Source organism: Polaromonas sp. P2_G11 (genome assembly GCF_056403595.1).
The window spans coordinates 835726-859383 of the sequence record NZ_JBFUFE010000002.1; the positions used below are offsets into that span (position 1 = coordinate 835726).

Consider the following 23658-nt stretch of genomic DNA (forward strand, 5'->3'; position numbering starts at 1 on the left):
GTGCCCGCAGCGGCTGCTGGCTCATGCTGCCGATAACTCAGGAGCCTGCTGTGGCCCAGTATCACGCACGCCCTTTATCTATTCTGGAAGATGCCCTGCCATTTATCGCCATCCGGGAAAGCTGAATGAGGCACTCACTTAAGCCAGGGTGGCACAGATATGTAGTCACGCCAACCGACCAACGTTGGGGCCTGCAGTCAACACTTCACTTTAATGATAAGAAGAGACAGACAATGAATTTAAAAAAACACTTGGAAAACCGCTACAGGCTGCTCTCGATGGGACTGCACTGGTTCATGCTCTTCTTGCTGGCGGCGGTTTACATCTGCATGGAGGTCAGCGAGGCTTTTCCCAAGGGAAGCGACATACGAAGTGAGCTGAGGACCTGGCACTACATGCTGGGCCTGTCTGTATTTGTTCTCGCCTGGCTTCGCCTGGTGATTAATCTCTGGACTCGCTCCCCACCGGTCGCTCCAGCGCCGCCACTTTGGCAAAGCCAATTGGCCCGGCTGGTACAGGCAGGGCTTTATTTACTGATGATAGGGATGCCCCTGGCCGGGTGGCTGGTACTCAGTGCCCGTGGGCAACCCATTCCTTTTTTCGGGCTGCAATTGCCCGCGTTGATGGCCGGCAACAAGGATGCGGCGGACTGGATCAAGAAAGTCCACGAAGCGGGAGCGACTGTTGGGTATTTTCTGGTGGGCCTGCATGCAGTGGCTGCCCTGTATCACCACTACATACTGCGCGATAACACCCTGATACGCATGCTCCCGGGCCGCCGCTGATTCCCCCTTGCAACGAAAGACAAAGCATGAGACACATTGAACGGCACAGAACCTCACGCATCGGCTGGCTCCGCGCGTCCGTCCTGGGCGCCAATGACGGCATCGTATCCACCGCCAGCCTGATCGTGGGGGTCGCCGCCGCCAGCGCGACTCATGGCAATGTGCTGATGACGGGCGTGGCTGCCCTGGTGGCCGGCGCGATGTCGATGGCCGCGGGCGAATACGTGTCGGTGCATTCGCAATCCGATACCGAGAAGGCCGACCTGGCCCGGGAGCATGCCGAACTCGAGAAGGATCCCGCGGCCGAACATCACGAGCTGACGGCTATTTATGTCGCGCGCGGGCTGGACCTTGCGCTAGCCCGACAGGTTGCGGAGCAACTCATGGCCCATGACGCCCTGGGTTCGCATGCGCGCGACGAGCTGGGCATTTACGACGACATGGCCGCCCGGCCCCTACAGGCCGCGCTCGCGTCGGCAGCCAGCTTTGCGTGCGGCGCCCTCTTGCCGCTCGCCGTCGCCGCGGTGGCGCCCGGCGGCACGCTGATCTGGTGGGTGTCTGGAACCTCTCTGGTATTTCTGGCATCCCTGGGCGCGATGGCCGCGCGGGCGGGCGGCGCCGCAGTTCTGCCTGGCGCGTGGCGCGTGACTTTTTGGGGTGCACTGGCCATGGGCGTTACCGCGGGTGTAGGCGCGCTGTTTGGCGCTGTGGTTTAAGTCTGCTGGCGAACGGACACCTTTTGATGCCCATGCACAGTCACTCCATGAACTTACCCTCCACAAGGAGTGAGACCGACGTCGCGGAATTGGCCGGTTATCGGCATCCGCGCCCAGCGCCTGTCGGACTCAGCTTGTCTGGGCCGTCGCGGAGGATTCCCTGTGAGCGCTGAAGCCGCTCCGGACATCTTCCGGGCGGATACGCGTCGAATGCCGCCGGATGCGGTTCGTTGTTTCGATTTCAATCCGGGATAAATGTAAGGTCGATCAAAGATGCTCACACACGGCACCATCACCACTGACGGCATCGCGCATACCGGCGTCATCCGCGCGCATGAAGAAGCACATCGTTGGTCGCAGCCCGAGGCCATGGGCTTTCTCAAGATGCCGACACGATATCTTTTCTTTACCGGAAAAGGTGGGGTCGGCAAGACATCGCTGTCCACCGCCACGGCGCTGGCGCTGGCCGACGCGGGGAAAAAGGTTTTACTGGTCAGTACCGACGCGGCATCGAATCTCGACGAAATGCTGGGCATCGAGCTGCGCAACATCCCCACAGCGGTGCCCGGCGCTCCCGGGCTGTCGGTATTGAACATCGACCCGGACACGGCTGCAGAGTCCTACCGTCAGCGTGTGCTGACCCAGATGGACGCGCGGGCCAGCGAAGCGGAACTTTCAACGGTTCGTGAGCAGTTGTCAGGTGCCTGCACCACGGAAATCGCATCGTTCGATGAGTTCGCATCCCTGCTGTCCGACGATGCGGACCACTTCGACCATATCGTTTTTGACACGGCGCCGACGGGACACACCTTGCGCCTTCTTAGTCTGCCCAAGGCATGGAGCGGGTTTCTGGATGGCAACGACCGCGGTGCATCCTGTCTGGGCCCGCACTCGGGCCTGAAGATGCAGGAGGAGCGGTTCAAGGCGGCGCTAGAGGCTTTGGGCGACCCGGCTAAAACGACGGTGATTCTGGTTACCCGGCCGGACCGGGGCGCGATTGCGGAGGCGGCGCGCACCTCTGGGGAACTCCTGGCCTTGAGCCTGAACAACCAGCGGCTGGTGGTCAATGGCGAGTTTCACGCCAGCGATGCAGCCGATGCGGTGGCGGCGGCCATCGAGGCTGTCGGGCAGCAGGCCCTGGCAGAAATGCCCTCTTCCCTGCGTGCACTGCCGCAGGACAGAGTGCCCTTGAGGGTGTTCGACACCGTCGGCTTGCCGGCCCTGCGCGCGCTTCTTGCGGCAGACACCGGTCGCATGGCGGCCGGCAAGACGCTTGCGGCAGAGCCCGTCGGCCCTTTCCCGGGTCTGGACGCCCTGGCCGACGAACTGGTTGCGAGCGGACACGGGCTGATCATGGTCATGGGCAAGGGTGGCGTCGGCAAAACGACAGTAGCCGCCGCGCTGGCCCTTGGACTGGTCCAGCGCGGCAAAACCGTGCACCTGAGCACCACCGATCCTGCGGCCCACCTTGCGGGCACGATAGGGGGCGAAGTGCCGGGCCTGCGGGTGGACCGCATAGACCCCAAAGTCGAAACGCAGCGCTACATCGACAAGATCATGGCGGCCAGGTCACCCGGCCTGGATGCGCAGGAGCAGGCCCTGCTGTTGGAAGACCTCCAGTCGCCGTGCACAGAGGAAGTGGCCGTGTTTCACGCCTTCTCGCACGTTGTCAGTGAAGGACGCAGTGCCTTTGTGGTGCTGGACACCGCACCGACCGGCCATTCCCTGCTGCTGATGGACGCCACCGGCGCCTACCACCGGCAGATGATGCGGGAGTACGAAGGCCAGGGCGCAACGCGCGTTGTCACGCCATTGATGAGGCTGCAGGATGCGGCGTACACAAAAATCATTCTGGTGGCCCTGCCGGAGGTGACCCCGGTCTCACAGGCCGCCGCCCTGCAGGACGACCTGCGCCGCGCCGGCATCGAGCCCTATGCGTGGGTGCTCAACAAGAGCGTGCTGGCGGCCGGCACCACGGACCGCTTGCTGGCGGCGCGGCTTGCCGGTGAGCGCAAGCAGATGGATCGCATGGCCGGCGGACTGGCCAAACGGGTCTTCATATTGCCCTGGCTGATCCGTCCGCCGGTCGGCGTGGTGGAGTTGTCCAGACTTGTGGCGAAAAAGTGAAAAGGTTGATACATGACTGGAGTGAATCCCTCGGACTGCACCACGGGACTCAACACTGTCAGGTCCAACAACCGGAATCCTCGCGGCCATTTAAAACGGGCTCGATGCCTGCGGCCCAAGCACCCGCACCGCAAGACCGCCCAGCTCGGTCGAAGCTTCAACTTGCAGCCGCATCCCATGCACGGCCGCGACGCGCCGCACAATGGACCAGCCAAGGCCGCTACCGCTTTCGGTGTTGCCGGTCACCCGGAAAAACCGCTCACCCAGCCGCTGGAGTTCGCCTTCGGTCATGCCCGGGCCGCTGTCTTCCACACGCAAAACCACCCGTCCATCCTGCTGCTGAACCGACACTTTCACGCGCGCCATCCCAGGGCTGTATCTCACCGCGTTGTCTACAAGGTTGCGCACCAGCACGGTCAGCAGAATTTCGTCGCCCTGAAGATGGCAGGATTCCGCGGCGTCCAGCTCCAGCGTTTGGTTTTTACTGATGGCCTTGGGTGCCAGCTCTGCGACCACGCGCCGTACCAGTGCACTCATGTCCACGGGCGCAGACGCCGGCATTGCAACAGCGTCCAGCCTCGACAGGGTGAGCAACTGCTCCACAAGCCGGGCCGCCCGGTCGCAGCCCTCGAGCGTGTTGTGCAGCGCTTGCCTTCGCGGGCCTTCGGCGGTTTCGCCCAGCGCCACCTCGGCCTGTGCCCTGATGGCGGCAATCGGTGTGCGCAATTCATGGGCGGCATCGGCGGTAAAGCGCCGTTCAGACTCCAGCAGCGTCGCTATGCGCACAAACAGGGCGTTCAGGGCATCAACCATGGGCACCATCTCCGATGGCACGTCGTTCAGGGCAAGCGGCAGTACAGCCGCCGGTTGCCGCTCGGCCAGCGCGTGGCCCAGCCGGCGCATGGGTGCAACGCCGCGGTACACGGCCCACCACAGCGCCAGGGCAAGCAAAGGCAGAGCCAGCGCCATGGGCCACAGCGTGCTGCGCAGCACCGCCAGCAAGATGTCGTTGCGGGAGCCCGTTTGCTCCCCTACATACACCTGCACGTCGTCCTCTGCGCCATAGGTGGCAAACACCCGCCACGCTGAACCGGCCATCTGCACGGTGGTGAAGCCGGTTTTGAACTGTTTGCTGCGCTCGACCATGGGCGTGACAGGTGCGTTGGCAGAACGCAGCGTAAGCCGGTTCTCATGAAACACCTGGAACATCACTTTGGGCGCGTAGCGGTGCAGTGTGGGCGTATCAACGCCACGGTCGCCCTCCTCCAGCTCCTGTGCCTGCTGCACCACCAGCAGGGCGGCGGCCTGGGCCAGGTGGCCATCAAGCAACTCGTCAAGCTCATGGCTCACATCCAGCCATGTCAGCGCCGCGGTCGCCAGCCAGACCGTCAGCACCACGGAAAGCACCATGGCCGTCAGGCGGCCCTGCAGGGAGTGCGGCCGCGGAATCACGATTTCGGCGCGTCGCGTTGCAACATATAACCGACCCCACGCACCGTGTGGATCAGCTTGCTGCCCAGCTTGCGCCGCAGGTTGTGGACATGGACTTCCACGGCGTTGCTCTCCACCTCCTTGCCCCAGCTGTAGAGCTGCTGCTCAAGCTGTTCACGGGAAAGAACACGGTTGGCACTGAGCATGAGCGCCTGCAACAGGTCAAATTCGCGGGTAGACAGTGTGACGAACTGACCGGCCTGGTGCACGGAGCGGGCGGCCGGGTCGAGCACGACATCCTGCACACGCAGGCACTCCTGCGGTTGGCCGTGAGCACGGCGCACCAGTGCCCGCAGGCGGGCGGCCAGCTCCTGCATATCGACCGGCTTGACCACATAGTCGTCGGCCCCGACATCAAGCCCGCGTATGCGGTCCGGAACCGCGTCGCGGGCCGTCAGTACCAGCATGGGCGTCAAGAAGCCCGCCCGCCGAATAGCGCCCAGAACCTCCAGGCCGTCCTTGCGCGGTAATCCGAGGTCGAGCACGGCTGCGTCATAGACCTGTGCGCGCAACTCGCGTTCTGCGGCCGTACCATCGCGAACCCAGTCAACCTGAAAGCCAAGCTGCCTCAGGCCGGACTGCAGGCCGTCACCAAGCAGCATGTCGTCTTCAGCAAGCAGGATGCGCATGTGGCAATTCTCCCATTTGTTCCGGGGGCGCTCAGTCGTCGTCACCCTCCAGGCCGGCAGCTTTCGTCGCTGCCGCGGGCCGGTCCATCAGGCGGCCCGAGGGAGCGCCTTGCCATTGCAGCCACCAGAAGCCCAGCACCGCTACAAGCATCAGGATTGCCACGCTGAGCCAGGCCCGTGCAACTGCGTCCTGAGGGCGGCCGGTTTTGTAGCCGGTGACCATGGCCCAAACCAGGTTCTCACGGTGCAGCCAGCTGGCAGCCAGCACACCGGCAATGTGCAGCCCCACCACCGCCAGCATGGTGTTGGCGCCCAGCTCATGCAGGTCTTCCAGCCAGCCGCCGCCAAGGTCGTTGTAGGTGGCCCAGCCCGTCGCGGCGATGAGCGCGGCCAGCCCCAGGAGCGCCACGATGGCCATCGCGCCGGCCGGATTGTGTCCGATATGGTGCTCCGGCCGGCGACGCAGCAGGGCACGCAGGTAGCTTGCCACCGCGCGCGGGCCGCGCACAAAGCTGGAAAAGCGCGCGTAACGCGTGCCGACCAGACCCCAGAGCACACGAAAGATCACCAAACCCGCCATGGTGTAGCCCAGCATGACATGCAGCAGTCGCCAGCTTTCGCTTTCGGCGGTGATGTAGGCCCCCGTAAAACTGAGCACCAGCAACCAGTGGAAAACACGCACCGGCGCATCCCAGACAAGTACCCTGCCCCTACCTTGGGCCTGGGCGGGTATTTCAGCCGAAGGGGTTCCCGCCGTGTCAGCGGGGGATGCGGATGTCGCGCTCATTGAATTCTCCTTGGTCAGCTCGTGTATGGCAGGCGATGCAGTTGGCTGCGCTTTTGACCGCCGGCAGTTTCCAGGTGGCGGGTGCCACCTCATCGTGTTTGCGAATGAACCACGCGGAACGGGTGATGCGATCCTGCGGCGGCTCTTGTCTCACGCGTTTGTAGGTACCCGCGTGCGCGTCCAGCCAGACGGACAGCTCTTTGACCGTGGCCGCGTCCAGCGAAGCGTCGGTGCCGTAATGGTTCTTCAGGTTGCCCATCACGCGCTGCCACGACGCGGCTGGCAGCATGCCCGGCGGGTAAGCCACATGGCACGCCGCGCACTCCTGCTGGTACTTGGGCAGCAGCGGCACCAGACTCCCGCCATCGGCCAGCGCGGTGTGCGCCACGCCCACGGCAGCAAGCAGGCCGGCGCAGTATTTGTATAAGCGGGAACGAAGGCGGCGAACCATGATGTTTTCCTTTCCGGAGGGTGTGTTGCCCGCGTCAGGGCTTGAGCGTGAGCAGCCAGCTCAGCACATCGGCCTTTTCGGCTGCGCTGCATTCGCGGCCCAGCACGTCGTTGCAGTTGCGGCGAAACCATTTTTCGGTTTTCGCTGCATCCGTGAAACGCACAGGGTTGAAGGCCGGCGCCAACGGGCCAATCGACTTGCCGGTGGATGCATGTTTGCCGGCCTGCGTGGGCACAGCGCCATGGCAAGAGGCGCAGCTCCATTCGCGGCCCTGTCGTGTGGTAAACAACTGCTGGCCCCGGGCCGGCACGGCAGCCGCACCGGCCTGGGCGGTGTAGCCGCCCAACATCTCCGCCGGCGTGGCTGCCTGGGCAACCTGCGTATATACAGTGCCGGCGAGGCAGGCTGCGGCGATTGCGAGGTAGAGACTCCTGCAGCATGGGGGCGGCGACGAAAAGTTCATAGGGGACACCTCTTTCTTTGAATGACTTCATGATGCTGCGCCGTCCTTAGGGTTTTCTTAAGCGGGATACGCTGTGCCCGAAATTGCGGCCGCATGCGGCGCCAACCGTGTTTGATACGCCCGCTTGACCGGAATCAAACGGAGTTCCCGATCCCGGCCTATCCTCTTCCCATGCACACCGCAGACGATGCCCTTCTGCCCGCCCGTGAACTGGTTTATGCGCTGGCCGGTGTTCTGCACGCGCGGATCATGGAGACGCACATCTCCTGGGTGCTGCTCGCGCGGGACAGGGCCTACAAAATCAAAAAGCCGGTGCACCTTCCTTTCGTCAATTACGCCAGCCCGCAAGCCCGGCTGCGGTTCTGCGAAGAAGAGGTCCGCCTGAACCGGCGGCTCGCACCTTCGCTTTACCTGGGGGTCACCCGTATCACGGGAGCGCCGCATTCACCGGGGCTGGATGGCGAGGGGCCGGCGCTTGAATACGCGGTGCGCATGCGTCGCTTTGCGCCGGGCGCCCTGTTAAGCGAAAAAGCCGACGAGGGCGATCTGGGCGCGGGCGACATTGACGAACTCGCCGCGTTGCTTGCCAGCTTTCATGAAAGCGCACCGCGTGCGGAAACCGCCAGCGGTTTCGCAGGCGCACCGCAACGCCGGCAGGCGGCACTGGCCGCGCTCGAAGGCGCCCGGCCGCTTATGGACGAGGCTGCGCACGTCGCGCTCAAAGCCTGGCTCGAGACCGAGGCGACGGCCCTCGCCGCGCTGTGGACCGCGCGGCTGGCGGACGGCCGTGTGCGCGAATGCCACGGCGACCTGCACCTGGCCAATATCGTGAGCCTCGATGGCGGTGTTGCGGCCTTCGACTGCATCGAGTTCGACCCGGCGCTACGCTGGATCGACGTCCTTGACGACATCGCCTTCGTGGTGATGGATCTCTGGGCCCATCAGCGAAAAGACCTGTGTTTCCGTTTTCTCAATGCCTGGCTGGACCGGACGGGCGACCACGGCGGCCTGCCGGCGCTGCGCTTTGCCGTGATCTACCGGGCGCTGGTCCGGGCCCAGGTGGAGCAGCTGCGCGATGCCGGCGGCCCTGTCGCGCGCCGCTACCTGGATACCGCGCTTGCCTGGGCCGCGCCCGGAGATGCCCGCTCGAACGTCCGGCTCTTCATAACCCATGGTTTGCCGGGGTCCGGCAAAACTTTCACGTCGCAGCGCATCGTCGAGCGGGAATGCGCGATTCGCCTGCGCTCCGACGTTGAACGCAAACGCCTGCACGGCCTGGGCATGCTGGAGGATTCGCGCGCCAAAGGCCTGGATCTGTACCGGGCCGAGGCCGGGGCGCGCACCTACTCCCACCTTTTCGCCATGGCGCGCACGGCACTGCGCGCGGGGTACCCGGTGATACTCGACGCGGCCTTCCTGCGCCGCGCCGAACGCGAGGAGGCGCATGCGCTGGCGCTGGACATGCGGGTACCGTTTTGCATCGTGGACTGCGAAGCGCCCCTGGACGTGCTGCGCGCGCGCCTGCTGGCGCGCCGCGGCGATGCCTCCGAAGCCGATGCCGCCGTACTGGATGGTTTACGGAAAACGGCAGAACCACTGTCCGCGCGAGAGCACGCTTTCGTCCAGGCGCTCCCCGCCGGGTGACGCACCTGGCCCGAACTTGCGTTTTATCAAGGCTGAAGGCGCTTGCCGCACCTACAGTGGCAAGAAGGACTGCCATGCAAGAACCTCTCCACGCTGCTACCGCCAATCGCTTGCGCCTGCGCAGGCTGGGCATAGACACCTACCAGGAACCGGTGCTGTACATGCACCGCGACTGCCCCGTCTGCCGTTCGGAAGGTTTCGAAGCACAGTCGCGGGTGGAACTGCGGCTGGACGGCCGCACCATCGTCGCGACGCTCAACGTAGTCAGCGGCGATTTCCTGCCGCCGGATGAAGCTGGCCTTTCCGAGGCTGCCTGGCGCCTGCTTGACGCGCGGCCGGGCGCGGAGGTTTCCCTGCATCATCCCGCGCCGCTTGAATCGCTGGGCCACGTGCGCGCCAAGGTCTACGGAAAGCGCCTGGGCCAGGCGGCCATCGACGCGGTGATCGGGGACGTGGCGGCAGGCCGCTATTCGGACCTGCAGCTCGCGGCCTTCGTCACCGCTTGCGCGGGCGATCACCTGGACATGGACGAGACCATCGCGCTTACGCGCGCCATGGTCAATGTCGGCGAGCGCATGCAGTGGGGCGAAGGACCGGTCATGGACAAGCATTGCGTGGGCGGCCTGCCAGGCAACCGGACCACCATGGTCATCGTGCCCATCATCGCGGCTTGCGGGCTGCGCATGCCCAAAACTTCGTCGCGCGCCATCACCTCGCCCGCCGGCACGGCCGACACCATGGAGACACTGGCGCCGGTGGACCTGGACGTGGCGCAGATACGACGCGTGGTCGAGCGCACCGGCGGCTGCATCGCCTGGGGCGGCGCCGTGCGGCTCAGCCCCGCCGACGATGTTCTGATCCGTGTCGAGCGTCCCCTGGACCTCGACAGCCAGGGGCAGCTTGTCGCATCGATACTTTCAAAAAAGGCGGCGGCCGGCGCCACGCACGTGCTGATCGACATGCCCGTCGGCCTGACCGCCAAAGTCCGCAGCGCGCATGCCGCAAATCAGCTCGCGCGGCAGCTGGAGCAGGTCGGCCAGGCGCTGGGCCTGCGCATGCGCGTGTTACAGACCGACGGCGTCGCGCCTGTGGGCCGCGGCATCGGTCCCGCCCTCGAAGCGCGCGACGTGCTGGCGGTGCTGCGCCGAGAGGACAGCGCGCCGGCCGATCTCGCGCAGCGCTCCCTGCACCTGGCAGGGCAGATTCTTGAATTCGGCGGCGCTGCGCCGGTCGGCGGCGGCATCGCGCTGGCCACCGCCGTGCTGGAGGACGGGCGCGCCTGGAAGAAATTCCAGGAAATATGCGAAGCGCAGGGTGGCCTGCGCGAACCCCCGGTCGCCGCCTGCCGGCAGCCCGTGCCTTCGCCGCGCGCCGGCACCGTGATCGCCATCGACAACCGGCGTCTGGCCCGCATCGCCAAACTCGCGGGAGCGCCCACCTCGGCCTGCGCCGGAATCGACATGAACGTGCAACTGGGCGCGGTCGTGGAGCGCGGCCAGCCCTTGTTCACGCTGCACGCCGCCTCACCGGGCGAATTGGCCTACGCACTGGAATACGCCACCACGCAGGCCGAGGCCGTGCATGTGATGGAGGACGCGCGATGAAGCGCGAACCGATGGTGGTCCTCGCCCTGCCCGGCGGCGCGCCGCTGGCCACGGCGCTCGCGCGCAGCCTGCGCTGCGGCTGGAGCGAACTGGCGCTGCACCACTTTCCCGACGGCGAAACCGGCGTGCGCATAGACGCCGAGGTCAAGGGCTGCCGCGTCATGCTGGCCGGCAGCCTGGACCAGCCGGACGCCAAGACCCTGCCTCTGATTTTTGCGGCGGACGCGGCGCGCGAACTGGGCGCCTCGCAGGTCGGCCTGGTGGCGCCCTACCTGGCCTATATGCGGCAGGACAAGCGCTTTCATCCCGGCGAAGCCGTCACCTCGCGCAGCTATGCCCGGCTGCTGTCCGCGTCGCTGGACTTCCTGGTGACCGTTGACCCGCACCTGCACCGCGTGCACGGGCTGGACGAGATCTATTCCATCCGGACGCAGGTGGTACCGGCCGCCCCCACGATTGCCCGCTGGCTGAGCGGTCACGTCGCATCACCCTGGCTGATCGGGCCCGACCAGGAAAGCGCACAGTGGGTCGCCGAAGTGGCCAGGCTGGCCAACGCCCCCTGGACCGTGCTGCGCAAAACGCGGCGCGGCGACCGGGACGTGGGCGTCAGGCTGGCAAGCCCCGAACGTTGGCCGGGGCGCGTGCCGGTGCTGCTTGACGACATCATTTCCACGGGCGAAACCATGCTCGCCGCGACACGCCTGCTGGTCAAAGCCGGGCTGGGCGCCCCCCTGTGCATCGCCGTGCACGCGCTGTTTGACGCGCAGGCCCATCGCCGCCTGCTCGAAGGCGGCGTGTCACGCGTGCTGACATGCGACACGGTTACCCACCCCTCCAACGCCATCCGCATGACGCCCCTGCTGGCCCGTGCCGTGCGCCAGCTCAGCGCGACCGCGGACGCAGGAATCCGTCCGAACTGAAGCCCTTGGCCCCACCAACACCCCAGGAGACATCACATGACAACCATGAGCAAAATCGCCCTCGGCCTGATGGGCAGGCTGCGGCCTCTGCCCGCGCTGGGCGGCGCGGCCGCCGTGATCACCCTGCTGCCGCCCGACAGGCAGGGCGGCCTGCCGCTGATGGAGGCCCTGGCCGCGCGCCGCTCCCGTCGCGATTACAAGCCGGACGCGCTGCCGTTGCAATTGCTGTCCAGCCTGCTGTGGGCGGCCGGCGGCGTCAACCGCGACGACGGCGGGCGCACGGCGCCTTCGGCGCTGGGCGCGCATGAGATCGAGATTTTCGCGGCCCTGCCGGCCGGCGCCTACCGCTACGACGCCGCCAGGCACGAGTTGCATCTGGCCGCGGGTGCCGACCTGCGGCGCATCACCGGCTACCAGGATTTTGTCGACGATGCGCCGCTGGACCTGGTCTATGTCGCTGACCATGCGCGCATGCGCTTTATCCCCGCCGGCCGCCGCGAGGCCTATGCGCATGTCGCGGCCGGGGCCATGGCGCAGAACGCCTACCTCTACGCCGCCAGCAGCGGCCTGGGCGCGGTGATACGCGCGTGGATAGACCAAGCGGCGATCGCCGATGCGCTGGGCCTGACGCACGACCAGCAGGTGCTGCTGTCACAGACCATCGGCTACCCCGCGGCGGCCTGAACCACGCGCCGTACCCATGTCCAGCCCAGCGGTGCTCTCCGTACGCCGGCTTTGCAAGACCTACGGGTCGGGCGAGACCGCCGTGCACGCGCTTCGCGACGTGAACCTGGAGGTCCGGGCCGGCGAGTTCATCGTGCTTCTCGGCGCATCGGGCAGCGGGAAATCGACGCTGCTGAACATCATCGGCGGGCTGGACGTTCCCACGAGCGGCGAGCTTGAATTCGACGGCCATGCGCTCAACGGCGCCGGCGATACGGAACTCACCGGGTACAGGCGCAGGCACGTGGGCTTCGTATTCCAGTTCTACAACGAGGCGCTGGCCGACCTGCGGGCCGGCCGGCTCAACGGGGCCGCCGTACTGGTACCTTGATCCAGCATCAGGGGCCGCCCCCTCCAAGTCTCAAAATGCGCACTGTCTGCGCTATATCAAACGCGCCGGTCTACGACGCGCCTAAGCTGGCGCTATGAAGATCCAATTCCTCGGTGCCACCGACACCGTCACCGGCTCCAAATACCTGGTCCGCCACGGCGAGTCCACGGTGCTGGTCGACTGCGGGCTGTTCCAGGGCTACAAGCCGCTGCGGCTGCGCAACTGGTCTCCGTTACCGGTGGACCCGGCCAGCATCGATGCCGTGATCCTCACGCATGCTCATATCGACCACAGCGGCTACCTTCCGCTGCTGGCGCGACAAGGGTTCAAAGGCAAGGTATTCTGCACCCCGGGCACGGCCGACCTGTGCCGCATCCTGCTGCCCGACGCCGGCCACCTGCAGGAAGAAGAAGCCGAATACGCCAACCGGCACGGCTTTTCGAAGCACGCACCGGCCCTGCCGCTGTACACGCGCGAGGACGCGCTGCGCTGCCTCAAGCTGCTGCACCCGGTGCCCAGCGGCAAACACTGGCACCCGGCGCCGGGCTTGAACGCCAGCCTGACACCTTCGGGCCATATGGTGGGCTCGTCTTTTGTGCGGCTGGACAACGGCTCGCGCTCCATCCTGTTTTCCGGGGACATAGGCCGCCCCAACGACCTTGTGCTCAAGCCGCCTTCGCAGATGGACGGCGCCGACTACCTGGTGGTGGAATCCACTTATGGGGATCGTCTACATAAGGACTCCGACCCTCTGCTGGCGCTGGGCCAGGTAATCAACCGCACGGCCGCGCGCGGCGGGGTGGTGGTGATCCCGGCTTTTGCGGTGGGGCGCGCGCAAAGCCTGCTGCACTGCATTGAAATCCTCAAAACCCAGGGCGTGATTACGCGCAAACTGCCTGTGTATCTCAATAGCCCGATGGCGGCCAAAGCGACGCAGGTGTACCTCAAGCACAAGGCCGAACTGCGGCTGACACCCGCGGAGTGCGAAGCCATGGCACATACCGCCCACATCGTCGAGTCACCCGAGGAGTCGCGCCTGCTCAATGCCAAACATGGTCCCATGGTCATCATCGCCGCCAGCGGCATGGCGACCGGCGGACGTGTGGTCCACCATCTCAAAGCCTTCGCGCCCGACAAGCGCAACACCATCGTGTTTGCCGGCTTCCAGCCCGGCGGCACGCGCGGCGCGCTCATCGCCGGCGGCGCGCCCTCGGTGCGCATCCACGGCCAGGACGTGCCGGTGCGCGCAGAAGTGGCGCTGCTGGACGACCTGTCGGCCCATTCGGATGCGGTTGAAATCATGGGTTGGCTGCGCGGCTTCAAGTCCGCGCCCAGGCAGACCTTCATCACCCACGGCGAGCCAGCAGCGGCCGACGCCATGCGCCAGCGGATCGAACGTGAACTGCATTGGCCCTGCCACCTGCCCTGCTATCTGGAGTCGGTTTCTCTCAGCTGAGTACAGACCGATGCATCACCAGCCATGTAGATGCTGGTCACCTGGTGTCTGCTGTGACGGCTTTCAGGTATCCAGCGGTTCGGCCAGCCCGTGCTTGAGCGCGTAGCGGATCAACTCGCTCTGACTATGAAGACCCATCTTTTGCATGAGATGGGCCTTGTGAGTGCTAACGGTCTTAACCGACAGATTTAATGTCGTGCCGATATTAGTAATAGAAATGCCTGCCACCAGGAATTGCAGGACTTCAAACTCGCGATTGGACAGGCAGTCGTGCGAAGCTGTTTGGCCTCCGGGCATAGCGCCCAATGCAAGCTGCTCGGCAACCTCGGCACTGATAAAGGCGCCACCAGAAGCCACCTTGCGTATGGCCTGCTCCAACTGAGCTGGTGCGCTCTCTTTGGTCAGGTAACCGCTGGCGCCGTTCTTGATGGCTCTCACAGCATATTGGAGTTCTTGGTGCATGCTCAAAATGAGCATCCGTAATTGCGGTCTTTCATTACGGATCAGCTTAATCAGCTCCATGCCACTGCGCCCCGGCATAGAGAGATCCAAAATCAGTATGTCAAAGGCCAAGCCACGCACCTGTTGCATCACTTCGGTGCCGTTCCCCGCCTCTCCAGCCACTTCCACGTCTTCCATAGACGAAACAATGCGCTTGAGGCCCTCTCGCACAATTGCGTGGTCGTCGGCTATGACAATCCTGATCATTTGACACTCCCAGCTTTGGCTACGGTGACCTATCGACTGTGACTAAACAATGCAGCCTGGCATCACGTCACTGAGCGCAGAAGAGGGTAAAGACGAGTACAGACTCAGCTGTTGCCATTCGATCTTATTCCTGTACCTCATTGCGATACAGCGATAGATGCGTATCTGCTCATCGTTTTTCAAAGCAGTCCGCTCGCAGGATTGCTTTTCGGTCAACGGCGTCCAGCGAGATTGGCATCAATTAGAACTAAGGTCTGTGCAGCAGTGTGTTGTTGACGTGAATCAAGCCTGCGGTACTGAGGCGCTCCTAGACTGCGGCACATCAACACAGGAGAACACCATGTACAAGCGCATTCTTGTTGCCACCGACGGCTCCGCACTTTCCAAAAAAGCGGTCAAGGAGGCCGTCGCTCTTGCCGCATCGCTGGAAGCCGGTCTTGTGGCAATCAACGTCGTGCCCCGCTACCCCATGAGTTTTTTTGAGGGTGGTGTCGCTCTTTCACCGCAGGAAGTCGGGCGTTTCGAAAAAGAATGGGCCGATAAGGGCCAGGCCGTTGTCGACGCGGTGCAAAAGTCCGCGGAGGCCTCTGGCGTCAAAGCCAAGGCCGTGATCGCCAAATCCGACCTCGTCGCGGCCTCCATCCTGGCCGCGGCTAAAAAGAACAAGTGCGACCTCATCGTGATGGCCTCGCACGGCCGCAAGGGCATTTCCCGCATCCTGCTCGGAAGCGAGACCCAGCAGGTGCTTACGCACAGCAGCATTCCCGTCCTGGTCCTGCGCTGAGCGCGCACCGTTTCGCCTTCTTTCTTCCGGAGAACACCATGAGAGTCCTTCTGGCCGTTGACGGCAGCAAGTTCACCAAAAAGGCCTTGGCCTTTCTGGTCACGCATGAAACCCTTATGGGGCCCGACGCGGAACTCATCGTGCTCAATGTGCAGATCGCCGTTACCCCGCGCGTCAAGACCATGCTGGGCGCCGCCACCGTGCGCGCCTGGCACCAGGAAGAGGCCGACAAAGTGCTGCAGCCGATCGAGCGTTTCCTCAAGCGCCACGGCGTGCAGTACCGGGCCTCCTGGGTCGCCGGTACACCGGCCACACAAATCGTGCAGGCGGCGAAGCGCGAAAAAGTCCACATGCTGGTCCTGGGCACACACGGCCACGGCCTGTTCGGCCGCGCCCTGCTCGGCAGCGCCGCCCAGCGCGTGGTGGCGGATGTCGACGTGCCGGTGCTGCTGGTCCAGTAGGCATACGGCCCCGATTACCCCGGTTCGACCCACCACTGCCAATCTGCCGACACGTATGCTGGGCGTGGACCCGGTCCGATGGCTGCTGCAGCATGAGGCCGTGGTGGTCGTCGCGGGGCGGCGGTGGCATTCCGGTTGTGCGCGCGGCCGGCGGGCACACCCTGCAGGGCGTAGACGCCGTCATCGACAAGGACCTGACCAGCACCCTGCTCGCGCAGGAATTGGGGGCCAACCGCCTGGCGATTGCCACCGACGTCGACGCCGCTTACCTGGACTGGGGAACGCCGTCGCAGCGCGCCCAAGGAAAAGTCAGCCCGCACGAACTGCTGGGCCACAGCTTCCCCGCGGGCTCCATGGGCTCCAAGGTGCAGGCTGCCACCGGTTTTGTCCTGAAGGCCGGCAAGAAGGCACTGATAGGTTCGCTCGCCCGGATCGAGGAGATGCTGGCGGGCCGTGCCGCCACCGAAGTCGGTCCCCAGTGTGGCACGGCTACATAAAGCGGGATAGCTCTGCTTCTTTTTTAGGCGAACTTGAGGTGGCTCAATTGGCGTGATGCTGACGCCATGTTCAATGGCCGCATGAAACCTCCTCGTCTTTTGCTTGCCAGCTTGGTGGCGTGCGCCGCTTTGGCGTCGGAGGGGGCACATGCCGACCCACTGACTCGTCGAGCCTCTGTATCGGCCGGCGCTATCGTAGCCAGCCGCGGCGCCGGAGTCGTGGAAATCAGCACCATCAACGCATGGGTGCCCAGCGGCAGCGGCGACCCGGAACCCGAATTTGCCCCGCCAGACACTTTTGGCGACCAGCTGGCAAGGCCGCAGCCCATCGGTCTTGCACGCGGCGAAGCGCGTGACCTGGCCTCCGGTTTTGTGCTCACGGCTGATGGCTACATCGTCAGCAGTGCGCACGTCCTCTGGGATGCGGAAGAGGCTCAGGTGCGGCTGCAGGACGGCCGGCATTTTCCCGCGAGGCTTGTCGGACTGGACCGCATCACGGACGTGGCCCTGCTCAAAATCGATGCTACCGGACTGTCACCAGCACCGATAGGCGACTCCTCCAAACTCGCCGTCGGCGACTGGGTCGCGGCGATCGGATCGCCCTTTGGTTTTCCGGGCTCCGTCACGGCGGGCATTGTCAGTGCAAAAAATCGCGCTCTTTCCGGCAGCGGCGAAACCCCTTTTCTGCAAACCGATGTGGCCATCAATCCCGGAAGTTCAGGCAGCCCACTCTTCAATGCAGACGGCGAGATCGTCGGCCTGAACTCGCTGATCTACAGCGGTAGCGGTGGCTACATGGGCGTGTCATTCTCGGTACCCATCAACCTGGCCATGGACATCGCATGGCGCCTGCGGTCACAGGGCCAGATACGGCGCGCCTGGCTGGGGGCCCGGCTGCAGGGCATGACCGCCGCGCTCGCGCAGTCCTTCGGGGTGCGCGACCCCACGGGTGCGCTGGTTGTGCAGGTCACGCCTGGAGGGCCTGCTGCTCTGGCAGGTATGCAGCGCGGTGACATCATCACAGCCTTTAACGGTGCAAAGGTCCGGGATTTCAGCAGCCTGGCATTGCAGATGAGCGACCATGGGACGAGCACGCCAGGCACGCTGGAGGTATGGCGCGAGGGCCGGAGAAAAACGGCAACGATCCTGCTGGCGGAGGCACCTGCAGGCGCGCAGCGCCCATTGGCGGCGCCGGTCACCGGCGACCTCCCTCGTTTGGGTCTCGGATTGACCGAGTCCGGGAAGGACTTGCAGGCACAACTGGGCATAGATGGCGGCCTGCTGGTGCGTCGGGCCGCCGGAGTGTCACGCAGCGAAGGCATACAAGCCGGAGACGTGCTTATCGCCGCCAATGAATTCAGGCTGGACAGCGTGGCGGATTTTGACCGCGTGTTATCCCGTCAGGAACCTGGTTCCAGCATTGCGCTGCTGGTGCTGCGGGACGGGAACACAGCCTATGTTCCGCTGCGCATTCCTGCGGCAATCAAGCGCCAGGTGGATGCTGGAACAGACGCTCAGTCCAAACCAATAGCCCAGTAAAGCGGGCAAAATTTGAACAAGCCTGTCAACAGCGGAATCAGGCCCACCAAGCCCCACCAGCGGGCATTTCCGTCGAGCGCGAACAAGAGCGCCAGCAGCAAGATGCCGGCTGCGATGCGAAGCCTTCTTTCGATGGGGCCTATCCCGTATTTCATAGCGAAGTCCTTGTGTCTTGATCCGGTGTTCAGCGTATCCCGGCCCGTAACGCCGCTGCTTGACGAATGTCAAGGCAAGCACGTCCGCGCCTCCCTACAGTGACATACCCGCTTTGTGCGGATGATGAACACATTCAAGGGGAAGAACCATGAAAACCGATATGCAACTCAAGGCCGATGTCACCGCCGAACTCGCTTGGGAGCCTGCCGTCAACTCAGCCGGCATTGGTGTTCTCGTCAATGACGGCGTGGTGACGCTCACAGGGCACCTGAACACCTTCGCCGAAAAAGTCGCGGCCGAGCGGGCCGTGCGCCGCGTAGCCGGTGTGCGCGGGCTGGCGATCGAGCTGGACGTGAAACTGGTGGCCGCCCACCATCGCAGCGATTCCGAGATCGCCTCAGTCGCCGCATCCGCGCTGCGCTGGAGCGTGTTGCTGCCGCTGGACCGCATCAAGGTTGAGGTCGAAAAAGGATGGGTCACCCTTACTGGCGACGTCGACTGGGCTTACCAGTCCAGCACCGCCGAAAAATGCGTGCGCGGCCTGGTGGGCGTGCGCGGCCTGTCCAACAACATCGTTGTCAAGCCCACCGTCAGCATTCGGGACGTCGCGGCCGAGATTTCCGCCGCGCTCGAGCGTCAGGCCGATCGCGAAGCCCGGCACATCCAGATCGACGTGAAAGGCGGCGTCGTCACCCTTCACGGCAAGGTGCACTCCCTGGCCGAGCGCGAAGCGGCCGCCGGCGCGGCATTCGCCGCCAGGGGCGTCACCCGCATCGTCAACAAGCTGGAAGTCACCGCCTGAAGCGGTGGCCTGTTTCCGCCCATTTTTTTCAGGAGTACCCACATGCCCTTTCTTCATGCCGTGGTCTGGCTGGACCATCACCAGGCCCAGCTGATCCAGTTCAACGCCGAACAGGCCGAGGCGCGCAAGCTGCGCGCGCATTCCCATGCCACGCCCCAGCACGGCAGCGAGGTGCGCACCCGGCATGAATTTTTCGGCGATGTCTGCGATGCGCTGGACGGCATGGAATCCATCCTGGTGACGGGCGGGCACACGGCACAGGCCGACTTCCGCCACTACGTCGACAAACATCGCCCTTCCCTGGCGCCGTGTATCGCCGGCTGGGAGACCGTAGACAACCCAAGCGAGGCCCAGTTGCTGGCCTTGGGCCGGCAGCGGAAGCACCAGGCCGCTATCGGCCTGGTCACCGGACACTGACAGCCTCCCGGAGAACTTCGTGGCCGCCGGCATCCGGTCCGCCCAAGCGCCACGCCACGATGCCGCTACTTGATCCAGCACAAATTACAGCACCCGGCGAAGGCCTATCGTGGATCTACCTTTAACGCTGGAGAAATGTATGCACTCAACTCACCTTCTCAGCTTTGGCTTCGCCTTCCTGGCCGCCGGCGCCGCCGTGGCGCAGCAGCCCGCCCCGCCCGCAGCACCGGCTGCGTCCGCAGCCAGGCCCGGTCCTCGATCCGGCATGGGTCCCGGTATTGGCCGCGATTTCACGCCCGGCTGGATGATGATGAGTCGCGAGGAGCGCGACGCCCATCGGCAGCAGATGCTGAACGTCAGATCGGTGGAGGAATGCCGCCGGCTCCGCGACGAACACCTCAAGGAGATGGCCGAACGTGCCAAGGCGCGGGGTGTTGCGATGCCGGGTCCCCGCCACGACGCCTGCGCAAACCTGCGCCCCTGAACGGTGCGGAACAAGGATACTTCGATCTACGGACCTTGACTTGAATTTTCTGTTAACGGAAAGAGTGACTGATGTACATCGACTGGAATGCGTTCACGCCATGGACGGCCCTGGCAGGCGGAGGCCTGATCGGCCTGGCGGCGGCCATGTTTGTCCTGCTCAACGGGCGCATCGCCGGCATCAGCGGCGTGTTGGGTGGCCTGTTGCGTCCCGCGCGCGGCGACATCGGCTGGCGCGTCGCGTTCGTGGCGGGACTGGTGGGTGCACCGCTGCTGTTTGCCCTGTTCGCCCAACTGCCGCGGCCACAGATTGATGCCGGCTACGGAACCCTGATTGCAGCCGGATTCATCGTCGGGCTGGGCACGCGCTACGGCTCCGGCTGCACCAGCGGACACGGTGTTTGCGGCATCTCGCGCTTGTCGCCGCGTTCACTGGTTGCCACGGCCGCCTTCATGCTGGCCGGCTTCGTCACGGTGTTCCTCGTGCGTCATGTCTTTGTGGTGGGGTGAGCGGCCATGTACAACCTTCTTTCCCTGCTGGCCGGCGCGGTCTTCGGCCTGGGCCTGCTGGTCTCCGGCATGGCAAACCCCGCCAAAGTACTCGGATTCCTGGATCTGGCGGGCCCGTGGGACCCTTCGCTGGCCTTGGTCATGGCAGGGGCCATCGCCGTCGCATCCATTGCATTCGGGGTGGCAGGTCGCCGCCACCTGAGCCTCATGGGGCAGGAAATGAAGCTTCCTTCCTCCCGTACCATGGACCGCCGGCTGGTCGCCGGCAGCCTGCTGTTCGGAGTCGGCTGGGGTATCGCCGGCTTCTGCCCGGGCCCGGCGCTCGTCGCGCTCGGCATGGGCCAAGGCAAGGCCGTCGTCTTTGTCGCGGCCATGCTGGCGGGAATGGGTGCGTTCGAACTGCTCGAACGGCGGGGCAATCCCCAACATCCGAAGGCAGGGTGACCCCATGGAGGCGATGCTCGTCTGGCTGGCCGCCTGCGTTACCGGCGTTGCGCTGCTCTTCTACGAGGCAACGCTTGCCTTCGCCCAGCGCCGCAGGCCGGAGCAACTGGCCCGCGCGGCACATGCCAGCTTGCGTGAGCAATGGTTTGCCGCCGTCTCCATGCAGCAGGGCTCCGAGATCCTGGCCGTGCAGACACTTCGCAACGCATTAATGTCGGCGTCGATGACCGCATCCACGGCCGCGCTTGCGTTGATGGGCACGCTGACGCTGGCCGTGCCCGCGCTGCGCGAGAAGCTGAGCGGCAATCCCCGCTGGCATGCTTCCTTCGAGCCCTGGCTGGTCATGGAACTCGCTCTGCTGGCCTTGCTGTTCGCATCGCTGGTCTCCTCGGTGATGGCGGTGCGTTACTACAACCATGCCGGCTTCATTGGGGGCATGCCCGTCGGTTCAGACGCCAGGAAACAGTGGACCCCGGCGGGGATCGAGTATGTGCGCAGGGCCGGCGTGCTCTATGGCTGGGGTTTGAGGCAGCTCCTGCTCGTTGCCCCGGTGGTAGCCTTCATCCTTCATCCCGCGGCGGGCCCGATCGCGGCTGCGATCGTTCTGGGTGTTTTGTGGAGAATGGACCAGATCGGCTCCGGCCCCGCCGACCCGAGCCGAAGCCTGTGAGCCACCCGCTGATGCCCCGCCACCCTTGAAAGAAAATCCCATGAGCCGTACAGCGCGTATTCAAGCTTTCTTCGACCCGGAAACCTGGACCGTGTCGTATGTCCTGTCGGACCCGGCGACGGGAAACGCCGCGGTGATCGATCCGGTGCTCGGATACGACTTCAAATCGGGGCGCACGCATACCCGGGCGGCGGACCAGGTGCTGGCCCACCTTGTGGCCGCAGGCCTGAAGGTGCAATGGATACTGGAAACCCACGCGCACGCGGACCATCTGTCGGCGGCCCGCTACCTGCAACAGGCTGTCGGCGGAAAGATTGCGATCGGCGAGAACATCAGGCAGGTTCAGGCGGTGTTCAAGAAGCTCTTCAACCTGGAGCGCACTTTTCTGCCCGACGGCAGCCAGTTCGACCATCTGTTCAAGGACGGCGAGCGGTTTTGGATCGGACAGCTGGAGGTCACCGCGCTGCTTGTGCCCGGACATACGCCGGCCGACATGGCCTACGCGGTGGAAGACCTTGTTTTCGTCGGCGACACGCTCTTCATGCCCGACGTGGGTACGGCACGCGCTGATTTTCCGGGCGGCGATGGGCACCAGCTTTACCGTTCCATCCGCCGGCTGCTGGAACTGCCGCGGGAGACGACGATGTTCGTGTGTCACGACTATCCGCCGCAGGCGCGAGCGCCCGCGTGGGAGACGACCGTCGGTGAACAGCGCGAGAAGAACATCCACGTGCATGACGGGGTCACCGAAGATGCCTTCGTCCGGATGCGCACGGCGCGGGATGCCACCCTCGAAATGCCGACTCTGATCCTGCCCTCCCTGCAGGTGAACGTGCGCGCGGGACAGCTTCCGCCTCCGGATGACAACGGTGTGTCCTATCTGCGCATTCCGCTGAACGCGCTGCCCACCGCGAAGCAATAAGTACCATGCACCTTCGACCTCTATTGTGTTTCTTCACCCGCATGCGCTTCATGCCACGAAGCCGGGCCCTCCCGTTGGGTATGTGAATGCGTGTGCGACGGCGCCTGTGCACGCAGCGTGCCCAGCTGTCCCTCGAGATCGGCGATGCGGTTGATATAGTCCAGCAGGACGGCAACCGTGAAGATATCCAGATCCAAGTCGCTACGAACGCTCATGGCCTGGCGCAAGGGAGCGATGCAACTGTCGCTAAAGAGCGGCCGTAGCAGGAATGACCGGCATATTGCGTCCACTGGAGCAGCTTGTGCCAGGCGGTGGCGGCCATTTCCGCCTGTTTTCCCGGCGATGCCGCCAGGTGGCTCAGCCAGTCGGCCTGCGCCAGTAGTACGGATGCGGGCGAAATGCCGTTGGCCATGCGGGCCAGCAAAAGCTGCAGCGGCACATCCGCGGGCGCGGGCCCGGCGGGCGCAATGGTCAGCTCGGCGGGCATGTTCCGGTTTCCGGTGGTTAAAAAACGGCGGCACCGCGGCGGCAGGAAGGAACGCGCTCACACGGCGCTGGGCGACAGGTCCGTCGGCCGGACCACATCGTCCTTCTTCGCGTGGTCCCGGACCGCGGCGCCGAAGACGTTCAGGTCGGACGCGTAACTGCCGTCATCCACTTCGCGCGCGGTGAACGAGGTCGACAGGATGGGCGGACGGCCCAGTATCCGGTCGATCTCGGCGAAGGCATTGGTGGCGCCCTTGCCGCCCATCACCGAGATGACGGCAACCCGCTTGAGGCTGGAGGTATGGTCGCGCACAAAACTGCGCATGGGCCCGGCCAGCTCGGCAAGCCAGATGGGCGCGATCAGCACCACCGTGCCGAAACTGCGCGGGTCAGGCCCCTCGTAGCGGATCTCGGGATGGCGCCTGAGCAGCGAATCCAGTACGCAGCGCAGCATGCCCACGGTGCCGGCGCGTGAGCGCGTTTCGCGCACCTCGCCACGCGGCCACTGGAACTGGCTGGCCAGCAGGTCGGCCACGCGGCGCGAGGTGCCGGTATTGGAATAACAGACGATAAGGGTGGAGTTGGACATGATTCTGTTCCTTCGAAGGTTGGGCTCGGTGGCGCTTGGTCGGGCGCTGGTCTGGTACCGGGC

Annotated in this window: 29 protein-coding genes and 1 pseudogene; 20 read left to right on the plus strand and 10 right to left on the minus strand. The window is 64.7% G+C overall.

Annotation, left to right across the window (positions count from 1 at the left end):
- Nucleotides 1-233 precede the first annotated feature (233 nt).
- From AC1DWQ_RS10540 to arsA, 3 genes are all read left to right on the plus strand, one after another.
- A complete protein-coding gene (locus AC1DWQ_RS10540) occupies nt 234-785 on the plus strand; it encodes a cytochrome b (protein ID WP_477669569.1) in 552 nt (183 codons plus the stop codon).
- A gap of 26 nt (nt 786-811) precedes the next feature.
- Nucleotides 812-1501: a VIT1/CCC1 transporter family protein gene (locus AC1DWQ_RS10545; protein WP_477669570.1), complete on the plus strand. Its 690-nt coding sequence runs from the start codon at nt 812-814 to the stop codon at nt 1499-1501.
- 369 nt (nt 1502-1870) lie between these two features.
- On the plus strand, nt 1871-3628 hold the full coding sequence (gene arsA, locus AC1DWQ_RS10550) for an arsenical pump-driving ATPase (RefSeq protein ID WP_477669627.1): 1758 nt from the start codon (nt 1871-1873) through the stop codon (nt 3626-3628).
- A 90-nt stretch (nt 3629-3718) separates the two neighbouring features.
- On the opposite strand, the gene AC1DWQ_RS10555 is transcribed toward arsA, so the two are convergent.
- Genes AC1DWQ_RS10555 through AC1DWQ_RS10575 form a run of 5 tightly spaced genes read right to left on the minus strand, consistent with a single transcriptional unit; the run spans nt 3719 to nt 7449 of the window.
- A complete protein-coding gene (locus tag AC1DWQ_RS10555) occupies nt 3719-5077 on the minus strand; it encodes an ATP-binding protein (protein WP_477669628.1) in 1359 nt (452 codons plus the stop codon).
- Entirely contained in the window at nt 5077-5748 is a 672-nt protein-coding gene (locus AC1DWQ_RS10560; protein ID WP_477669571.1) for a response regulator, read from the minus strand. The genes AC1DWQ_RS10555 and AC1DWQ_RS10560 overlap by 1 nt, the downstream gene beginning before the upstream one ends.
- Before the next feature lie 31 nt (nt 5749-5779).
- Nucleotides 5780-6535, minus strand: coding sequence for a cytochrome b/b6 domain-containing protein (locus AC1DWQ_RS10565; RefSeq protein WP_477669572.1), 756 nt, complete (start codon nt 6533-6535; stop codon nt 5780-5782).
- Entirely contained in the window at nt 6507-6986 is a 480-nt protein-coding gene (locus AC1DWQ_RS10570; protein ID WP_477669573.1) for a diheme cytochrome c, read from the minus strand. The genes AC1DWQ_RS10565 and AC1DWQ_RS10570 overlap by 29 nt, the downstream gene beginning before the upstream one ends.
- Before the next feature lie 34 nt (nt 6987-7020).
- Nucleotides 7021-7449: a DUF1924 domain-containing protein gene (locus AC1DWQ_RS10575; protein WP_477669574.1), complete on the minus strand. Its 429-nt coding sequence runs from the start codon at nt 7447-7449 to the stop codon at nt 7021-7023.
- 171 nt (nt 7450-7620) lie between these two features.
- Here AC1DWQ_RS10575 and AC1DWQ_RS10580 point away from each other — a divergent pair, with 171 nt between their 5' ends.
- The 6 genes and pseudogenes from AC1DWQ_RS10580 to AC1DWQ_RS10605 all read left to right on the plus strand — a co-directional run bounded on the left by AC1DWQ_RS10580 (nt 7621) and on the right by AC1DWQ_RS10605 (nt 14127).
- Nucleotides 7621-9093, plus strand: a complete 1473-nt coding sequence (locus AC1DWQ_RS10580) for a bifunctional aminoglycoside phosphotransferase/ATP-binding protein (protein WP_477669575.1) — start codon at nt 7621-7623, stop codon at nt 9091-9093.
- A gap of 74 nt (nt 9094-9167) precedes the next feature.
- Nucleotides 9168-10697 carry a thymidine phosphorylase family protein gene (locus AC1DWQ_RS10585; RefSeq protein ID WP_477669576.1) on the plus strand — a complete coding sequence of 510 codons (1530 nt, stop codon included), beginning with the start codon at nt 9168-9170 and terminating at the stop codon, nt 10695-10697.
- Entirely contained in the window at nt 10694-11617 is a 924-nt protein-coding gene (locus tag AC1DWQ_RS10590; protein WP_477669577.1) for a ribose-phosphate pyrophosphokinase, read from the plus strand. Before AC1DWQ_RS10585 ends, AC1DWQ_RS10590 begins: the two co-directional genes overlap by 4 nt.
- 45 nt (nt 11618-11662) lie before the next feature.
- Entirely contained in the window at nt 11663-12301 is a 639-nt protein-coding gene (locus AC1DWQ_RS10595) for a SagB/ThcOx family dehydrogenase (RefSeq protein WP_477669578.1), read from the plus strand.
- Nucleotides 12302-12317: 16 nt separating this feature from the next.
- Nucleotides 12318-12611: pseudogene (locus tag AC1DWQ_RS10600) on the plus strand (ATP-binding cassette domain-containing protein); the annotation flags it as partial.
- Between the two features lie 154 nt (nt 12612-12765).
- Nucleotides 12766-14127, plus strand: a complete 1362-nt coding sequence (locus tag AC1DWQ_RS10605) for an MBL fold metallo-hydrolase (protein WP_477669579.1) — start codon at nt 12766-12768, stop codon at nt 14125-14127.
- Nucleotides 14128-14190: 63 nt separating this feature from the next.
- Here AC1DWQ_RS10605 and AC1DWQ_RS10610 read toward each other — a convergent pair whose 3' ends face one another.
- Nucleotides 14191-14835: a response regulator gene (locus tag AC1DWQ_RS10610; protein WP_477669580.1), complete on the minus strand. Its 645-nt coding sequence runs from the start codon at nt 14833-14835 to the stop codon at nt 14191-14193.
- A gap of 340 nt (nt 14836-15175) precedes the next feature.
- Between AC1DWQ_RS10610 and AC1DWQ_RS10615 the strand changes: the two genes are divergently transcribed.
- The 4 genes from AC1DWQ_RS10615 to AC1DWQ_RS10630 all read left to right on the plus strand — a co-directional run bounded on the left by AC1DWQ_RS10615 (nt 15176) and on the right by AC1DWQ_RS10630 (nt 18116).
- The gene (locus AC1DWQ_RS10615; RefSeq protein WP_477669581.1) at nt 15176-15619 is read left to right on the plus strand and encodes a universal stress protein; all 444 of its coding nucleotides are present in this window, start codon (nt 15176-15178) and stop codon (nt 15617-15619) included.
- 38 nt (nt 15620-15657) lie between these two features.
- On the plus strand, nt 15658-16080 hold the full coding sequence (locus AC1DWQ_RS10620; RefSeq protein WP_477669582.1) for a universal stress protein: 423 nt from the start codon (nt 15658-15660) through the stop codon (nt 16078-16080).
- 92 nt (nt 16081-16172) lie between these two features.
- Nucleotides 16173-16577 (plus strand): amino acid kinase family protein, encoded by a 405-nt coding sequence (locus AC1DWQ_RS10625; protein WP_477669583.1) that lies wholly within the window; start codon nt 16173-16175, stop codon nt 16575-16577.
- 219 nt (nt 16578-16796) lie between these two features.
- On the plus strand, nt 16797-18116 hold the full coding sequence (locus tag AC1DWQ_RS10630) for a trypsin-like peptidase domain-containing protein (RefSeq protein WP_477669584.1): 1320 nt from the start codon (nt 16797-16799) through the stop codon (nt 18114-18116).
- On the opposite strand, the gene AC1DWQ_RS10635 is transcribed toward AC1DWQ_RS10630, so the two are convergent.
- Nucleotides 18092-18271 carry a YgaP family membrane protein gene (locus AC1DWQ_RS10635; RefSeq protein WP_477669585.1) on the minus strand — a complete coding sequence of 60 codons (180 nt, stop codon included), beginning with the start codon at nt 18269-18271 and terminating at the stop codon, nt 18092-18094. The genes AC1DWQ_RS10630 and AC1DWQ_RS10635 overlap by 25 nt on opposite strands.
- A 149-nt stretch (nt 18272-18420) precedes the next feature.
- Between AC1DWQ_RS10635 and AC1DWQ_RS10640 the strand changes: the two genes are divergently transcribed.
- The 7 genes from AC1DWQ_RS10640 to AC1DWQ_RS10670 all read left to right on the plus strand — a co-directional run bounded on the left by AC1DWQ_RS10640 (nt 18421) and on the right by AC1DWQ_RS10670 (nt 22520).
- Nucleotides 18421-19074, plus strand: coding sequence for a BON domain-containing protein (locus AC1DWQ_RS10640; protein ID WP_477669586.1), 654 nt, complete (start codon nt 18421-18423; stop codon nt 19072-19074).
- A gap of 42 nt (nt 19075-19116) precedes the next feature.
- Nucleotides 19117-19491 carry a hypothetical protein gene (locus AC1DWQ_RS10645; RefSeq protein WP_477669587.1) on the plus strand — a complete coding sequence of 125 codons (375 nt, stop codon included), beginning with the start codon at nt 19117-19119 and terminating at the stop codon, nt 19489-19491.
- A 139-nt stretch (nt 19492-19630) separates the two neighbouring features.
- Nucleotides 19631-19975 (plus strand): hypothetical protein, encoded by a 345-nt coding sequence (locus AC1DWQ_RS10650; RefSeq protein ID WP_477669588.1) that lies wholly within the window; start codon nt 19631-19633, stop codon nt 19973-19975.
- Nucleotides 19976-20046: 71 nt separating this feature from the next.
- Nucleotides 20047-20484, plus strand: a complete 438-nt coding sequence (locus tag AC1DWQ_RS10655; RefSeq protein ID WP_477669589.1) for a YeeE/YedE family protein — start codon at nt 20047-20049, stop codon at nt 20482-20484.
- 6 nt (nt 20485-20490) lie between these two features.
- Nucleotides 20491-20928, plus strand: a complete 438-nt coding sequence (locus AC1DWQ_RS10660; protein ID WP_477669590.1) for a DUF6691 family protein — start codon at nt 20491-20493, stop codon at nt 20926-20928.
- Between the two features lie 4 nt (nt 20929-20932).
- Nucleotides 20933-21598 (plus strand): DUF599 domain-containing protein, encoded by a 666-nt coding sequence (locus tag AC1DWQ_RS10665; protein WP_477669591.1) that lies wholly within the window; start codon nt 20933-20935, stop codon nt 21596-21598.
- Between the two features lie 40 nt (nt 21599-21638).
- On the plus strand, nt 21639-22520 hold the full coding sequence (locus AC1DWQ_RS10670) for an MBL fold metallo-hydrolase (protein WP_477669592.1): 882 nt from the start codon (nt 21639-21641) through the stop codon (nt 22518-22520).
- A 20-nt stretch (nt 22521-22540) separates the two neighbouring features.
- Here AC1DWQ_RS10670 and AC1DWQ_RS10675 read toward each other — a convergent pair whose 3' ends face one another.
- The 3 genes from AC1DWQ_RS10675 to AC1DWQ_RS10685 are packed head-to-tail and all read right to left on the minus strand — an operon-like array spanning nt 22541 to nt 23595.
- Nucleotides 22541-22735 carry a hypothetical protein gene (locus AC1DWQ_RS10675; protein ID WP_477669593.1) on the minus strand — a complete coding sequence of 65 codons (195 nt, stop codon included), beginning with the start codon at nt 22733-22735 and terminating at the stop codon, nt 22541-22543.
- Nucleotides 22732-23007 carry a poly-beta-hydroxybutyrate polymerase N-terminal domain-containing protein gene (locus AC1DWQ_RS10680; protein WP_477669594.1) on the minus strand — a complete coding sequence of 92 codons (276 nt, stop codon included), beginning with the start codon at nt 23005-23007 and terminating at the stop codon, nt 22732-22734. Before AC1DWQ_RS10680 ends, AC1DWQ_RS10675 begins: the two co-directional genes overlap by 4 nt.
- A 57-nt stretch (nt 23008-23064) precedes the next feature.
- Nucleotides 23065-23595: a flavodoxin family protein gene (locus AC1DWQ_RS10685; protein ID WP_477669595.1), complete on the minus strand. Its 531-nt coding sequence runs from the start codon at nt 23593-23595 to the stop codon at nt 23065-23067.
- Nucleotides 23596-23658 lie beyond the last annotated feature (63 nt).